This window comes from Nitrospinota bacterium (assembly GCA_029881495.1).
Taxonomy (GTDB): Bacteria; Nitrospinota_A; UBA7883; order JACRGQ01; family JACRGQ01; genus JAOUMJ01.
The window spans coordinates 104,727-120,667 of record JAOUMJ010000008.1; the positions used below are offsets into that span (position 1 = coordinate 104,727).

The following is a 15,941-nucleotide window of genomic DNA, read 5'->3' on the forward strand; positions in this document are numbered from 1 at the left end:
AATGAGTCTTTCTTGCATTTAATGTGCATGAGCCATAGCCGGTGTTGCAGCAAAGGAGCAGGAATCGTTGATACCTGCGATAACTGCCATGCCATCGGTGGTGTATGCATTTCCATTGATAGTGAGTTTCAACTTGATGTTTCCGGTTGTGCCATCGACAAGATCGGCTATCTCTGTTTTGGAGAAGTATCCATCGCCGTCTTCTGTCATTGCGGACCAAGTTGTTTCGTTGTCCGTTGAAATTTCAATGACAATGGGATCAACTGTCCATTCTGTCCCAGTTTCGTTTTTCAGTTTGCTACCAGTAGCGACCGCGGGGTGCATCATCATGCTCTCTCTGGTTGCAAGGAAGAGCTTGAATGTATGATTGCCAGTCGTCCCCATGAGAGATTCCTTGAAGAGAAATAATTTGCGTGTCTCAGGGTCGCCTGTCATTCCTGCGATTTTATCCTCGTTGTTTTTCAGTATGGCCTTTGCCGTATCACCCGTTGCCATCATGACGTCAGGATTAAATGTCGCTTCCTGGTTGCCGACGGTTACTTTTAACGCCCATGTTCCTGTCGATGAGCCATTAGCCATTTTTGAAGCCATGACGTAATAAATGGTGCATGTCGAGTCACCCGAGGAATTGGTAGCGGAACATCCCTTAACAGGGGTTGAATGTGAACCGCTGGTCATGGTCATTGTCGCGGTGAAGGTTGGGGTGATGTCTGCTACGGCTGTGCCGGTTGCCTTGTCCTTTACGTTTATCGTAAACATTGATTTGCCTTCCAGTTCCATTGCAGCACTGTATGTGATTGAGTATGGCTCTGTGGCGGCAGAAGTGTCAGTCTCTGTGTTAGTAGAATTGTCGGTATTCGTGGGCGTTGGAGTATCGGTGGTGGAATCAGCAGTATCAGTGAGAGAGCCGCATGCTGCCAACGAAAAAACAAATATTGGAGCCAATAAAAGTTTCAAAAATCTCATTTTCTTCCTCATAAAATTTAAAACATCCTGTTTGCCAGTCGTGATCGCCAAGCATATAAGTCGATAGTCGTTTATAGGGTTCAAGTCTTTTTCCGTTTATCCATGGATGGAGAAAGAAACGAGATTATGGAAATAATCAATGTTAAATATTTCTCATCCTGACAAAAACAGTAAAAAGTAAAAGTATCTAAATTGAAGGGGGGCGCTCCGGTGGTGCGTAGTAGATGGAGGAAGGTTTTACCGGATATGTGCGGATAAACTCCATATCCCGTTCAGTTCCGGCGTTTGTCGATACGGATGTCAGAAAATATTGCTGTTCATATCCTGCCCCTTTTAGGTTCGGAGCCGTAAATGGATCGTCGTTGGTCACAGTTTTTTATCATCGTGCACCGCTTCATGGAGTGGCATTTCGTTGTAGCTGCCATATGGGGACAGACCCCTTTTTTATGGTCGCACTTCATGCCAGAAACGCCGTGCCCGGAGCCTTGCATACCGACTCTTGCTTCAGGCATCTTATGATGTCTGTTATCAGGGTGTGCATTGGAGGATTGCGGTATTTCGGGGATCTTCTGGATGTTTTCAGTGCCGAGGTGCGGAATTTTGGCGAAAGAGTCAGTAGGAAATGATGGCGCGGCTATGCTGAATGCAAGTGCTATGCTAAAAATCGTTTTTCTCAATTCCTGGTTTCCTCAACTTGTTTAGACGCTGTATCTTACACTAAAAATAAAGGCGCATGCACTGATGCGATATTCAAGAGAGCTAAGCAGGGCAAAAAGAGGGTAAAATGAAGGAAATGCAATAATTACAGATTGAAATGCGAAAGGTTGATTGAAGGATGTCATATCAGAACGAACTTTACCAGCAGGTGATCCTGGATCACAACAAGAACCCGAGGAATTTCCGCGAGATCGAAGGTTCCGCGCACCACTGCCTGGGGCACAATCCCCTCTGCGGCGACAAGATAGCGGTTTTTCTCGATCTGGACGACGTTGGAGTAATACAGGATATAAGTTTCAACGGATCGGGGTGCGCCATCTCGAAGGCGAGCGCGTCGCTGATGACCAGTTTCCTGAAAGGGAAGAGTGTCGACGAAGCGCGGGTGATCTTTACCCAGTTCCACAAGATGATACTTGGAGAGCTCGATCCGGAAAAGGACGAGAACCTCCTGGGTAAACTGAAAATCTTCGTTGGAGTGCGCGATTTTCCATCCCGCACGAAATGCGCCACGATCGCTTGGCATACCCTCAAGTGCGCACTCGACAAGGAGGGTGAAGTCGTTACCGATTGAGGCTTCGCTTCCAAAACGGCGCCAGCCCTGCAGGCGGAGCAGGAATGCCCCTTTCCGTATTTCCTGGGAAAGTCGATGAGTACGATTTTCTTCTTGCAGATGCTTTTCCTCCTATCAGCGATAATTCCGGCTGGGTGACCGATGCATGGTTCGGCGATATTGTGTCGTATGCGGAAAAATAATCAGCCATATTGAGAATGCCTCTTACAGGGTAGAATGGGAAAAGCCATGGAAAAGAAAGAATCACCCGGGAGAAAGATAGTCATAGTCGGCCCTGCCAACGCCGGGAAGAGCATTCTGTTCAATAAATTTTCCAGGTCATATTCGATAGTCTCGAACTATTCGCAGACAACCTTCACCGCAGTAAGGAAAGAGGCGGACTTTGCCGGCGGGAGGTATGAGATCATCGATACCCCCGGAATCTTTTCCCTAAACGTACTGTCCGACGACGAGAGGGTAACGCGCGACATACTTCTCGAAGAGAATCCGGAACTGCTTATCTTCTGCGGCGACGCTGTAAACTTGAAGCAGAGTCTTGTGCTTCTTTCGCAGGTGCTTGAGCTTTCAATACCTACTGCGTTTTGTCTGAACAAGATAGACGAGGCGGAGAAGAAAGGGATAGAGATAAACACGGAACTCCTTTCATCGAAAATAGGGATGCCGGTAGTGAAGACCGCCGCTATCTACGGCCTTGGCCTTAGGGAGCTTGAAAATGTATGCAGGACGGCGAAACCGGTTGCTCCTTCAATTGCTTATCCGGCATTTGTGGGGGAGACCATCAAGGAGCTTGAGGCGGTTATCTCCGGCAGGATGGATATGGCTAAGGGGATACTGTTTCTCCTTCTGTCGGACCCTGAGAGCGGAAGGGATATTGTCGAATCGCGCTATTCAAGTCTGGAGAACCGCCCTACCGCAAGGTCGCTTCTGGACTCGGTAGAAAAAAAGTTCCGGGTCATATCAAGGATCACACTGAGAAAGGCGATATTGAATTCCCGGGAAGGGTGGGCAAATCAGACCGTCTCACTTGTCGTGAAAAGAGATACCGTTAAATCCCCTACTGTTTTCGATTTTTTCGCTGAGATATCCCGCCACCCGGTCTGGGGGTGGCCTATTCTTTTCGGCATTCTCTGGATCATCTTTGAAGGTGTTGGAAAGATCGCCGGGTGGATGGCGGGATTTCTTGACAGCATACTTTTTATTCCAGCTGCCGAATGGGTTGCATCACTAATAGCTAATCCTCTTCTAAAGGATTTTCTGGTGGGGGATTTCGGTATCCTTACAATGGGGATTGCGAATGCAATCGGGACGGTCGTTCCGATACTGCTGGTCTTTTTCCTTCTTCTGAATCTCCTTGAGGATATCGGATACCTTCCGAATCTGAGCATCCTTCTAAATAGATTGTTGATGCCGCTCGGCCTAAGCGGGAAGGCTGTCCTCCCGATGGTGCTCGGGTTCGGATGCAACACGATGGCGACGCTGACCACCCGGATGCTGGAGTCGAGAAGGGAGCGGATCCTTGCAACCTTTCTTATCGCGCTTGGTTTCCCATGCGCGGTACAGCTCGGTATCATGCTTGCGATAATGGCGACCGCGCCTTATTCGGTGCTGTTGATAGTAATTTCGGCAGTCATGGTTACCCAAATCATTTCCGGGCTTATATTGAATTCGTTTGTCCCGGTCGACAAGAAAGCCGACTTCATAATAGAGCTCCCACGCTTCCGCCTCCCAAACATGCGAAACGTTGCCAGGAAAACATATTTCCGTCTGGAATGGTTTTTAAGCGAAGCAGTTCCGATGTTTATGGTGGCCGCCGTAGCTATGTTTACGCTGAAGGTCACGGGCCTTTTGCGGATGATCGAAAACGCGCTCAGCCCGGTTGTAACCGGGTTCCTTTCGCTTCCTGAGAAGATGACGGAAGTATTTATTCTTGTCCTTTCCCGGCGCGAGGTGGGCGCTGTGTTTTTCAAGGACATGGTGGACGGCGCGGAAGTGGACTACTACCAGACAGTGGTGGGACTTGTCGTTATCACTTTGTTTATCCCATGCGCTTCAAATACAATTGTAATGTTCAAGGAGCTGGGTGCGCGCTGGGCCATTGCCATGAATGTTGGGATTATCGTTATCGCCGTGCTGGTCGGCGGTTTTGTCGATTTTATTATCAGGATGTTTTAGGGTTTTATGGATCACAGAAAAAAGCATAGCAAGGACGAGCTTATAGAGCTGGTATATCACCTTGGCGAGATCCACAGCCAAACTATCGAGGCGTTGAAGGAGCATAAGCCCCCCGCGGGATATGAGAAAGATCTCGATGAGCTTCAAAAAGAAGGGGTACTGATCCTGGGCGGCGGGAAGGTCGAACTCACCGAAAAGGGGACCGGCCTTGCCGAGAACATTATGAGGAGGCACAGGCTTGCCGAGGTGCTCCTTACCGACGTGCTGGGGAAGGCGCCCGACGAGATTGAGTCCGCCGCCTGCGAGTTTGAGCATATTCTCGCCCCGGAGATAGTCGATTCCATCTGTATCCTCCTCGGCCATCCGAAAAGGTGTCCTCATGGCCTCCCTATACCGGAGGGCGATTGTTGTAAAAAGGAGAGCGACAAACTTCAAAGCGCGGTACTGCCGCTATCAGCGGTAAAGACTGGGATCAAGGTGAAAGTCGCTTCGATAAACAGCACCGATGAAACAAGGATGCTAAAACTTATGGCGATGGGAATGACGCCGGGGACAGAGGTGATGCTGAATCAGAAGATCCCGGCGCTTGTTGTAGATATTGACGGAAATCTCCTTGCTCTTGACAAGTCGATAGGTGAAGAGATAAATGTCTGGCGTCCAAAGGGGATGTAGTAGACGAAGTTTTTGCGTGAGGTAGCCAGTGAACTTGGAAAACCAGAGTCCTGTACTGCTCGCTTTTCTTGCAGGGATGTTTACATGGTCGATGACCGCTCTTGGAGCCGCCGCTTCGTTCATCGGGAGGGAGCTGGAGAGAAAGACCCTCGATACGATGTTCGGTTTTGCCGGTGGTGTGATGATAGCGGCGAGCTACTGGTCGCTCCTCGCCCCGGCGATAGAAATTTCCGAAAAGGTTGAAGGCATCCCTTCATGGTTTCCGGCGGCTGTCGGTTTTCTCGGCGGAGGTATTGTGTTGAGACTTGTCGATATGCTGTTGCCGCATCTGCATGTGAGCCAGCCGATCGAGAACGCGGAAGGGGTAAAGACTTCGCTCCCGAAAAGCACGCTCCTTGTTCTTGCGATAACATTGCATAACGTACCCGAAGGTCTGGCTGTTGGCGTAGCCTTCGGTGCGGCGGCGGCGGGGTATCCCGAAGCGACCCTTGCCGCGGCTGTCACCCTCGCACTTGGCATCGGCGTTCAGAATATACCGGAAGGGCTCGCGGTAGCGGCGCCGTTACGGAGAGAAGGATTCTCCCCTTCAAAAAGTTTCTGGTATGGACAGCTTTCTGGAGCGGTGGAACCGATAGCGGCCATGATAGGCGCGGCGGTCGTATTTCTTGCCCAACCGGTATTACCTTACGCTCTCTCCTTCGCGGCAGGTGCGATGATATTCGTGGTCGTGGAAGAGCTGATACCCGAAGCGCAATCGAGCGGAAATTCCGATTACGCAACAGGGGGATTGATGGTCGGTTTTACGGTGATGATGATCCTCGACGTCGCCCTGGGGTAGTTGGGCGCGCAGACCCCTGTATGGGACTTGCAGGAGTTTTAAAATGGTCGGGACGGCGGGATTTGAACTCGCGGCCTCTCCCACCCCAAGGGAGTGCGCTACCAGGCTGCGCTACGTCCCGACACAAGAAATACATAGTACATAACAGACGGGTGAAAAGCTAAAAAAAATTGCCCTGCCGAATTGGTTGCGGTTAGAATAGTCGCTTGAGAGGAAAAGCTCCTGTGTATCGCACTAATGCCCGAATTTGAGGAGGGGAAATGTCCGAGACAAAAAAAGAGATAGAATCCTTGATGAGCGAAGGGCGGGTTTTTACCCCTTCTGCAGAAATTTCCAAACGCGCATACATATCTTCCATGGCGGAATATAAAAAGGAATATCAGCGCTCGATCTCCGATCCGGAAGGTTTCTGGGCCGAAAAGGCGAACGAACTTGACTGGGTAAAAAAATGGGACAAGGTGCGAAGCTGGGATTTCGTAAGCGCGAAAATAGAGTGGTTCACAGGCGGAAAGCTGAACGTCTCCGCTAACTGTCTCGACCGTCATGTGAAGAACGGCAAGGGGGAGAAGGTCGCTATCATCTGGGAAGGTGACGACGAGAACAAATCGAGAAAGATCACATACAAGGAGCTTTTGGCGGAAGTAAACCGTTTTGCCCTGGTGCTGAAGGCCAACGGAGTGAAGAAGGGGGACAGGGTAACGATCTACCTGCCGATGATCCCTGAGCTTGCGTCGGCGATGCTTGCATGCACCCGCATCGGAGCTGTCCATTCGATAGTGTTTGGAGGTTTTTCCGCAGATTCCCTGAAGAACAGGATAGAGGATTGCGAATCCGAGGTTTTGATAACCGCCGACGGCGGATACCGCGGCGGAAAGGTAGTGCCCCTTAAAGCGACATCGGATTCGGCATGCCAGGACGGCTCTCCGATCAAAAAGATGATAGTGGTAAGACATACCGGCGGGAAAGTGGAGATGAAGCCGGGGCGCGACGTATGGCTTCATGAGGAGATGGCGAAGCATCCTGCTGGATCGGTGTGCGAACCGGTGGCGATGGACGCTGAAGACCCGCTTTTCATTCTTTATACTTCCGGCTCTACCGGAAAGCCGAAAGGGGTGCTTCACACAACCGGCGGCTATATTCTTTTTGCGATGCAGACATTCAAATACATTTTCGATTATCACGACGAGGACATATATTGGTGCACGGCGGATATCGGCTGGGTGACCGGGCACAGCTACATAGTTTACGGGCCGATGGCAAACGCGGCGACGACTCTCATGTTCGAAGGGGTGCCGACATATCCCGACGCGGGGAGGTTCTGGAAAGTTGTAGACAAGTACAAGGTGAACACCTTTTATACCGCGCCGACCGCAATCAGGGCTCTTTCGGTCTACGGCGAGGAGTGGCCGAAGAAGTATGATCTTTCGTCGCTTCGGATACTCGGTTCGGTAGGCGAGCCGATCAACCCGGAAGCGTGGATGTGGTATCACCAGAACGTAGGTAGAGGGCGTTGCCCGATTGTCGATACATGGTGGCAGACGGAGACCGGCGGAATCCTGATAACTCCACTACCCGGTTCTACCCCTCTCAAGCCCGGCTCTGCGACATTCCCGTTCTTCGGCGTGGAGCCGGAAGTAATAAAACAGGATGGAACAAGGGCAGAACCGAACGAAGGTGGATACCTGGTGATAAAGAAACCGTGGCCTGGAATGATGCGAACCGTTTATGGTCATCATGAAAGATTCAGGGAGACATATTTTTCACAATACCCCGGCTCCTACTTTACGGGTGACGGCGCGCGCGTGGACAAGGACGGTTATTACTGGCTAATGGGGAGAGTGGACGACGTTATCAACGTGTCGGGCCACAGGATAGGAACGGCTGAAGTGGAGAGCGCGCTAGTGGCTCACAGCGACGTAGGCGAGGCCGCCGTCGTAGGATTTCCGCACGACATCAAGGGGCAGGGGCTTTACGCGTATGTAACTCTCAATAACGGAGTAAATCCTTCGCCTGAGCTTGAAAAAGTATTGCGCGATCATGTCGCCAGGGAGATAGGTCCTATCGCCAAACCGGATATTGTCCATTTCACGAACGGCTTGCCGAAGACGCGAAGCGGAAAAATAATGAGACGCATACTGCGGAAGATCGCCGAAGGCGATTATGGTTCTCTCGGTGACACATCCACGCTTGCCGATCCTTCGGTAGTGGAATCGCTGATATCTGTAAGAAAAGAAAAAGGGTAGGGGGCGAGGTACTGGAATTCCGGAAAAAGCACGGGGGCAGGCTCATCCTGCCTCCGTGTATCCGGCACTACGGGAATTCGCCCAAGCCTGTTAGCTCAGGCTCTGTACCGCATCCCACTCCTTGTGGAAGCTGAAAAAGCTCTGTAGCTTCATTCTGTTTTCTTCCTGCAGGTTATCGAATCTGCCGGCATAGATATAGTTGTCGGCAGTTTTTTCGGTACGCATGATCTCTACATGGACGACCTTCATCTCTCCCCCCTTTGGAAGAGGGAAGTTGACAAATACCATGTTGTCGTGGGTCGGGGGAAACGGCTTTACCGAGACCATCTTCGCGCCGTTTATGCTTATGTCGAGCACCATCCCTTTACCAAGTGAGGAGGTTCCCGTTTCGTCGGTTACAGTCAAAGGCATCATGCAGTTGTATCTCTCGTCGTGACGTACCGTTTCTGAAAATATGTTTTCTTCAAACTCGATTTCCCAGAGAGATGTTTCCTTCAGGTATGCTCGAACATGACCATTCACGACGAATATTGAGCCGCGGGTTTTATACTGCATGAGAACTTTAGCGCCTGTCGTCATTTCCGGACCTATTTCCCCATCTTCGGGAATTTCTAGCAGAAGGAGGTTTCTCTTCCCCTTGAGCCATCCCATTGCGCGGCCGTCTGCGCTTGTTCCTTCAATCTCGACAGTAACCTTGTGGCCGATGGAAAGGACAGGCTCTCTCTTGTATTGATAAGTCACGAACTGGCTGTAGAATTTTTCCAGCGCACGCATCAAACCTTTTTCGAGCGCGTCGAAGCTTATCCCCACCAGCGTCTTATGTCCCATCCTGCGGCATTTCTTTACATCAACATTTATTATTACGACCGAATCGAGAGTGGGTAACATGAATGAGATCCTGATCTTTTCTCCAACCCGAAATTTTTCAATTCCGATACCGTCGATGAGGTCAACGCCGAGAAGCGCACCGCTGAGAGAAAGATCAAGAATCGTCCCCTGGAAGTGAGATTTTCCTCTGTCAGTGATGACGGTTGTCGGGAGCAGGATCTTAACTCTTTCGTTTTTTCTGAGATTCACCCTCTGGCATTTGTGCGGGTATTCGATCAGGAACAGACCTTCTTTTTCAAAACGCTTTTCTACCTTTGATGTGAATGAGTGAATTTTACCTGAATGGAGAAAGCGAAACGATAAGGGGTATTTTTCCTCAAAGACAACCGGGACATCCTGCTCGACCGGATTTTCGATGACAACGTATTTCTTGAACTTGACCCCTCGAATTGTTGAGAAATAGTTATTTTCACCATCCAGTATCTGTATTGGTTCGCCTACGGGGAAATCGGATTCCTTTAGGAAAACATCGGCCGTTTTGGGTTTTTGTTCTATTGCCGTATTTTGCATAATGGACTTTATTTTACCAAATAATACCGGCTCACATGACGGCTCATTGGTCATGGTCGTCGTAACTATCTGTAAATTCAGGCATTCGGAAAGCTTTATAGTCTAGGTATTTTGGATAAACCGGAGTTTAAAATGGTTATTTTAGTTATAAGCCGCTCGAGCTTTATTGGCGGGAAAAGCTTCTACTATGTTGAGAGAATCTGGCGATTAATTTAATCGGGTAGTGGAGAGTGCTATTATTAGAAATCATAGGAGGTCCCAAAAGTTCGCGATTGAGTTAAATAACAAATCTAAAGAAATATTATTGTCGGCGGGGAATATCAAATTCAAAAATATATAAAGTTATTCGCACTTTTCATTGTTATGTTTTCGACCGGATTGATTTCTGCGTGGTTTTTATCCGATTTGATTAAACGGCGGCCGGATTTTTGCGTTTCCTGCCATCTTGCTAACAACAAATCCCTCCATGAAGAAAAGCATAAGGGGTTTAATAAAGATATTTCGGAGAACCTTGCCGGTGCGCACCGTCTGAAGGGAGGGGAAGGTTTTTCATGCAAAGACTGCCACACTGGAAGGAGCGCTGGTCTGATATTAAAGATCGGATGGCTGGAATTTTCCAATACGGTTTATCACTTTTTCGGAGATTCGAAAGAACCAAAAAAACTTGATCCCGATTTAATGCCGGACGCGAACTGTGTTGTTTGTCATGCATACATGAACAAGGGGAGGGAGACATTTCATGGCATGTCGGCGCATAAACCGAAAGTGAAGGTGCTTTGTGTTCAATGCCATGTTACGCATCCGGCAGGGAGGAAGGGCTATTATTTCATCGATATTCCAACCCTACTGGAGGCGTGTAAAATCTGCCATCCGCAGTTAAGTCCGGCCTTCCTGAGGATACTGCCAAAAAATGACGGTTTTTAGGAAGTCAGTTTTTTAACTGTAGTTGGATTGTTCAGTCTCCTGTCCCGGTTGTTTCCGTTGCTATTTCCACCGTGAATTATTACGTTCAAACCGTCTATCGTTGCCAGGAGGTTGTAGGCTTGAGCCGACATTTCTTCTGCCGCCGATGCGGATTCTTCGGCAGTTGCGGCATTCTGTTGGGTTACCTTATCCATTTGGCTGACCGCCTGATTTACCTGGTTCACGCCCATCGCCTGTTCGTTTGACGCAGTGGCTATTTCGCTGATCAGATCCCCTGCTTTTTTAACGTTCTCTTCAATGGTTTTCAATGCCTCGGACGCCTTCTTGACAATATTGCTTCCTGTGCCAGCCTGCGTAACTGCGTTTTCAATAAGAATCGCGGTATCTTTGGATGCCGAGGCGGACCTTTGGGCAAGGTTTCGTACTTCCTCTGCGACAACAGCGAAACCTTTGCCGTGCTCGCCGGCGCGAGCCGCCTCGACAGCGGCATTCAATGCGAGAAGGTTTGTTTGGAACGCAATTTCCTCAATAACCTTTATTATTTTGCTCATCTCACCCGATGATTTGCTGATCGAGTCCATCGATTGCACGACTTCGTTCATTGATTGCACGCCGGTATCGACTGATGTCCTGCTGTTTTTCATTAATGAATTCGCCATTGAGGCGTTCTCGGCGTTTTGCTTTGTCATGGTTGAAATCTGTTCAAGCGATGATGATGTCTCTTCGAGCGAGCTTGCCTGTTCCGATGCGCCGGACGCCAGGCTTTGGCTGGATTCACTTACTTGCGTAGCGGCGGAGTTTACCTGTTCTGCCCCTCCCGCCAGTTCGTTTGAAATCGTTTCAATCGGACGAATTACCGATTTTCGTATGATGTATGCAACAACCAACGACGCAAAAAATATTGTGACCAGAGTAATAATAAGTGCCTCTATTTCAATTTTGCGCATATGTTCGTCGATCGGCTCCAATTCCATGATCACCTGAAACGCGCCATGAAGGTCGCCATTTTTTTTATTGTCTTTCTTAAAGCCAAGCGGGTCATCTATTGTATTAGGCCTGGTTGGATCATCATTTGCGTTTCCATGACAAACGAGGCATTCCTGTGACAGTTTTACTGCGCGAAAATAGCGATAGCTGTTGCTCACTTCATCAATCCCTGAAATTTCCCCAGCATTGGTAGATTGCAACTCTTGGAGCAAAGATTTCTCCATATCTGTGACAGGGACATACTCAGGATTTCTGGCATCAAACCTTGTAGGCTTGAATTTGAAGTGGCTCTCTTCCGCCCCCTTCAGGGCCGCGTTGAAGGCAGATACAACCGGGATCGTATTGTAATATGTAGTCTCTCTCAGTTTATTGAAAAATTCAGGCGAACCTGTCTTCAAGCCGGCAAGGGACTTTTGTGCCTCGGCAAGGAGAACTTCAGTGTTAAATGCGTTTTTAGAGACGAGGTTTCCGGTTGCATTTCTTGCGTTTTCCGCCATGCGTGCTATCGCCTTCGCTTTAAAAAACAGTTCTTTCAAAACGTCGTTACGTACATCTTTTACGATAATGATGGCCAGCACTGTGGTTGAAGCGGCTATTGATATAGCGATGAACAGAATAATTTTTTGGGACAAACTGAATTTGGCAAACATACCTGCTCCTCGAAAAAAGTAATTTTTCTACGTCAGCATTGTTGCTTTTAGCAACCTAATCTTCATTTTTCCCGGATAAATGCATACCGCTTAGCGAGCATGCATTGGGCAACGAACTGATGAACTGTTTTGTAACCGTAATAAGATTATATCTAAAAATATTCAAATATCAAAGTTCAAATAAGTTTTATATTTAGTGGGGAAACGTAGTGCTAGCAGTGGCTATGAATGGAGCTTGGATATCAGAGATCGAATCGGGAACTGATACGTGCCCATATCTCGCGCCTGCTCTCTTCATTATTATACTTGGAGCCGAAATCGCCCGCCGGGTCATACACTCTTTCATCTGCCAGATTGTCAATGCCTGCTGAATATGAAAAATATTTCGAGACCTTCCCGAACAGGTTCAGGCTCACGATCGTAAACGCATCGGGATCATCCTCGGCAATGCTGTTTGTATCGGCGCGCGCGGAGTTGTATTGAGCCGTAAGGCCGATGTTGTGATTGTCCAGATAGGCGTAATTTATCGCAAAGCTGGACGTCTGCTCCGCAAGGTACGGGAGTTTCCCCTGTTCCGAGCGTTCGGCCTGCAGGTATGCTCCTCCGAGACGAATATAGAAACGGCTGGTCAGTTGGTAGATGTACAACATCTCCAATCCGTGCATGCTCCACTTTTCACTGCTGTTGGCGAAGTATTCATCCTGCCCGTCGGGTGTCGGGGTTTCCCGGATATAGTTGTCGAAGCTGTTTGAGAACAATGTTGCGGCCAGGTTCGAGTTCTCCATTTGAAGATCGTATCCAATCTCGACTGTATGCATTGTTTCCGGGTTTGGAACGGACGGTACAAAATCGGTCCCCTCCAACACTTTTAAATATTCGCGGTAATTCGGCGTGCGTATCGCGGTGCCGTACATCAGCTTCAGCGTATTATTTTGAGCCGGTGTATAAACGAGCGCGCCCCGGTAGTTTGAATGGTCTCCAAATGCCTCGTATCTGTCGTATCGCCCCCCGAGAGTAAGTGTGAGATTCTCCATTACCGGGTGGATGTACTGTCCAAAGAGAGCGTAATCGTTTGTGTTAATACCTGGTTTGGATAAAAGCTCGGAGTGTTGCGGCTCGTCGAGAAAACCTTTTTTGAAATTCCAGTACCTGGTGTTTTCCATCTTTACCGCTTTGTCGTTGTTCCAGGATGTGCCTATGGTGATAGTATCTTCGTCGAATATCCTTCTGAACCAGGTGATATTCGCCCCTGTCATTTCCCCGTTCTGGTTTTCCTGCATCGCTATCTGGCGGGTGACGTTCTCTATCTCATACTCCCTGACGTTATCCTTTGTAAAAAAGAGCTTTGCCTCGATTCTGCCATCGCTAATAGTGCCATGCTCAAAAAGAGCTGATACCGTAAGAGGCTCTTCCACGATATGGGCATCCTGTGTATCGGGGATAAAAAGATAGGGAGTTTTATTGTTCTGGTAGTCTGCCGATAGGGTTATCCCTTTCGCGGGCTTCACCTTCACGGCGAAATTGGAAAAAGATTCAAACAGAGGCTGTTGTACATCTCCGCCGATAAAACTTTTCCTGTCATCGCTGTATGGCGCGCTCTGCTCAAGGTAGCTCCCGAAAAACTGCACCCTCTCGCTTGCGTAGGAGAGGGTCGTCTTTCCGCGATCGTTATCGCCCGCTTCCAGGGTAATGTCGAGTTTCGGTTCGCTTGCAAATCCATTCGAGGTGATCGAAATAATACCGCCGAAGGCGTTCGCCCCGTAAATGCTTGAGGCCGGGCCTAGAATTATTTCCACCTTCTCAACTTTTTCCAGAGCCACCTGCTCACCGGCATCAAAATGTCCGTAATAGAGATGACGCACCTGGACACCGTCCACTATCAGTATCATCTTGTCGTTGTAACGATCGATAATTCCGCGCCCCCAAATGGTTTTGTGCCTCTTTCGATATTGGTTTGTCTGTATCCCCGGCACGAATTGTAAAAGCTCGTCGAGTCTTCTGACGCCAAGCCTGGTGAAGTCTCTTTTGGAAAAACTGTAAATGGTTCCCGGAGCCTTTACATATTCAGTCGGTATCAGGGAGGCTGCGGTAAAGACCTCTATGTCCATGAGGTCCTTAAGCGACATCTCGAAATAATCGGCGTCCGTATGAGAGCTTGCCGAAACGATGTCTTCTCCGTATGCGGGAGCGATTAAGTATGTTGGCGCGGAAAGGAACGCTGTCAATAAAATGATATTCAGCATTTTTGCATTGAGCAAACCGGATCGAATCAGCACAATTTCCCCTTTCGCAAAAAGCTTTCTCTTCATAACGGTATGTCGCTGTTTGTTTTTGCCGGCTTTTCTCAGATGATGATACGCGTATCCAAATTGAGTGATAAAAGGACCTGCGTGTCCTGTTTCTGAGACCCCATCTCGTACAGTTTCATTATAGATTATAGTACGGCCATATCCAAAAATTCTGAAAAAGGAACGCTGTCCATTGAAGCCTCATAATTGTCTGCGGCGTTTGTTTGAAATTAATCGGAGAAGGCTGTGTTTATCTTTTTAATCATTTCGGAGGAGATATTTTTCAAATCCTTGAATCTTGCAAATTCCTCATTTTTGGTCAATGCCGGATTGATGTATACGGCTTCCATGAGCGTTCTTGAAGCTCCGGCCTGATCCTGCATTTCCAGATATGCCATCGCCATATCGCATAGTACATATTCCATCTGTCTTGGCCTGTGAGCGAGAATCTTTTTATAGGCTGAAATTGCCTCTTCGGTTTTGCCGGTCTCCCTGAGGCTGTCCGCGTAACGCAGACCCGAGATCTTCATAAGCTCAATTATTGTTTTTTTGTCAGGTATATCATGCGAAAGCATTTCAAGATATTTGTTGAATGCCCTTTGCGGGACGCCGTTGTTTCTCAGTTCCGTTGAATATTTATTCAATACCGCCGGCGCCATATTGGGATTTTCGGAAATTATCAGAGAGATCATCTCTTCGGCTTTTTCAAACTTTTTGTTTCTCGCAAACAGCATCGCTCTGTCGAGGCATATATGTTTGTCGGAAACCGAATCGTAAAAATCGAGACCGTCTACCTTGTTTAAGATACGGGTGGAAAGGTCGGCTATCTGGGCGTCAAAATCGAAAAAACCGATGTTCCTGAAATCCGCTTCTACGATGGCGGTAAGTATCTTGCTATACGGAGTTTTAATGTCCATTTCAGGGGCATCCTTGTGGCGGAATTCCATGGCTTCCGCAAGCTTTACCGCTTCATGCAGATATTTCATCCCCATTTTAAAATATTTGTTCACCTCTTCCGGTTTGTTTACGATAGTTTCCTTCTTCAGTATCGCGAAACAGCAGGTGCTGATCATGGCGTAGGGTTCGGGGAGTGATTGCTCAAGTCTGTTTGCTTCTCTGTAATCGTTCAGCGCCTGGGTGATCTGTTCGATCCTGTAATAGGCGTCCCCTCTTTTGACAAGTGTTTTTGCGTTGGGGCCGATATCAATTGCCTTAGTAAGTATCTTTATCGCTTTTTCATATTCCCCATTTTCAAGAAGCTTCTCCCCTTCGTGGAGGAATTTTTTATAATCCATCGGTTTTTGAACATTGGTCTTTGCGTGCGAGTCACGCCCTGATTCAGCTTCCTTGAAGCCGTTATTGAGGAGTTCGGTGTATTTTGCGAGATGGTCCAGCAGTTCCTCCGCGTTTTTTTCAGGGAGCGTGTTGGGGGATATGAAACAGGCGTATCTAATGCCGAAATTTCCCAACTGTCTGAATATTTCGATCTGCTTGTCGGTGTTTACCGTACCGATA

13 protein-coding genes and 1 tRNA gene are annotated in these 15,941 nt (G+C 48.4%); 7 read left to right on the forward strand and 7 right to left on the reverse strand.

Translation table 11 applies throughout. The annotated features are described in order from the left end of the window. Positions 1-18: 18 nt before the first annotated feature. Both OEY64_05495 and OEY64_05500 read right to left on the reverse strand, forming a co-directional pair. The gene (locus tag OEY64_05495; protein ID MDH5542400.1) at positions 19-759 is read right to left on the reverse strand and encodes a hypothetical protein; all 741 of its coding nucleotides are present in this window, start codon (positions 757-759) and stop codon (positions 19-21) included. A gap of 394 nt (positions 760-1,153) precedes the next feature. Continuing rightward, on the reverse strand, positions 1,154-1,336 hold the full coding sequence (locus OEY64_05500) for a hypothetical protein (GenBank protein ID MDH5542401.1): 183 nt from the start codon (positions 1,334-1,336) through the stop codon (positions 1,154-1,156). 465 nt (positions 1,337-1,801) lie between these two features. Between OEY64_05500 and OEY64_05505 the strand changes: the two genes are divergently transcribed. The 5 genes from OEY64_05505 to OEY64_05525 all read left to right on the forward strand — a co-directional run bounded on the left by OEY64_05505 (position 1,802) and on the right by OEY64_05525 (position 5,936). Beyond that, the gene (locus OEY64_05505) at positions 1,802-2,254 is read left to right on the forward strand and encodes an SUF system NifU family Fe-S cluster assembly protein (protein MDH5542402.1); all 453 of its coding nucleotides are present in this window, start codon (positions 1,802-1,804) and stop codon (positions 2,252-2,254) included. A 44-nt stretch (positions 2,255-2,298) separates the two neighbouring features. Then, entirely contained in the window at positions 2,299-2,436 is a 138-nt protein-coding gene (locus OEY64_05510) for a hypothetical protein (GenBank protein ID MDH5542403.1), read from the forward strand. Positions 2,437-2,482: 46 nt separating this feature from the next. Beyond that, entirely contained in the window at positions 2,483-4,426 is a 1,944-nt protein-coding gene (gene feoB / locus OEY64_05515; protein MDH5542404.1) for a ferrous iron transport protein B, read from the forward strand. 6 nt (positions 4,427-4,432) lie between these two features. Continuing rightward, a complete protein-coding gene (locus OEY64_05520) occupies positions 4,433-5,098 on the forward strand; it encodes a metal-dependent transcriptional regulator (GenBank protein ID MDH5542405.1) in 666 nt (221 codons plus the stop codon). A gap of 76 nt (positions 5,099-5,174) precedes the next feature. Beyond that, positions 5,175-5,936 (forward strand): ZIP family metal transporter, encoded by a 762-nt coding sequence (locus OEY64_05525; protein ID MDH5542406.1) that lies wholly within the window; start codon positions 5,175-5,177, stop codon positions 5,934-5,936. A gap of 44 nt (positions 5,937-5,980) precedes the next feature. Here OEY64_05525 and OEY64_05530 read toward each other — a convergent pair. Then, positions 5,981-6,057: transfer RNA gene (locus OEY64_05530), tRNA-Pro, on the reverse strand. Positions 6,058-6,229: 172 nt separating this feature from the next. Here OEY64_05530 and acs point away from each other — a divergent pair. Further along, on the forward strand, positions 6,230-8,179 hold the full coding sequence (acs, locus tag OEY64_05535; GenBank protein ID MDH5542407.1) for an acetate--CoA ligase: 1,950 nt from the start codon (positions 6,230-6,232) through the stop codon (positions 8,177-8,179). Positions 8,180-8,269: 90 nt separating this feature from the next. Here acs and OEY64_05540 read toward each other — a convergent pair whose 3' ends face one another. Next, positions 8,270-9,577 (reverse strand): flagellar brake protein, encoded by a 1,308-nt coding sequence (locus tag OEY64_05540; protein ID MDH5542408.1) that lies wholly within the window; start codon positions 9,575-9,577, stop codon positions 8,270-8,272. Positions 9,578-9,982: 405 nt separating this feature from the next. On the opposite strand from OEY64_05540, the gene OEY64_05545 reads away from it, so the two are divergent. Further along, a complete protein-coding gene (locus tag OEY64_05545) occupies positions 9,983-10,501 on the forward strand; it encodes a hypothetical protein (GenBank protein ID MDH5542409.1) in 519 nt (172 codons plus the stop codon). Here the strand turns inward: OEY64_05545 and OEY64_05550 are convergent. The 3 genes from OEY64_05550 to OEY64_05560 all read right to left on the reverse strand — a co-directional run. Then, positions 10,498-12,138 (reverse strand): methyl-accepting chemotaxis protein, encoded by a 1,641-nt coding sequence (locus OEY64_05550; GenBank protein MDH5542410.1) that lies wholly within the window; start codon positions 12,136-12,138, stop codon positions 10,498-10,500. The two genes, OEY64_05545 and OEY64_05550, sit on opposite strands and share 4 nt — an antisense overlap. Positions 12,139-12,380: 242 nt before the next feature. Next, positions 12,381-14,447 (reverse strand): TonB-dependent receptor, encoded by a 2,067-nt coding sequence (locus tag OEY64_05555; GenBank protein ID MDH5542411.1) that lies wholly within the window; start codon positions 14,445-14,447, stop codon positions 12,381-12,383. A gap of 209 nt (positions 14,448-14,656) precedes the next feature. After that, positions 14,657-15,941: tetratricopeptide repeat protein (locus tag OEY64_05560; protein MDH5542412.1), on the reverse strand; the 1,285-nt coding region annotated here is incomplete at its 5' end.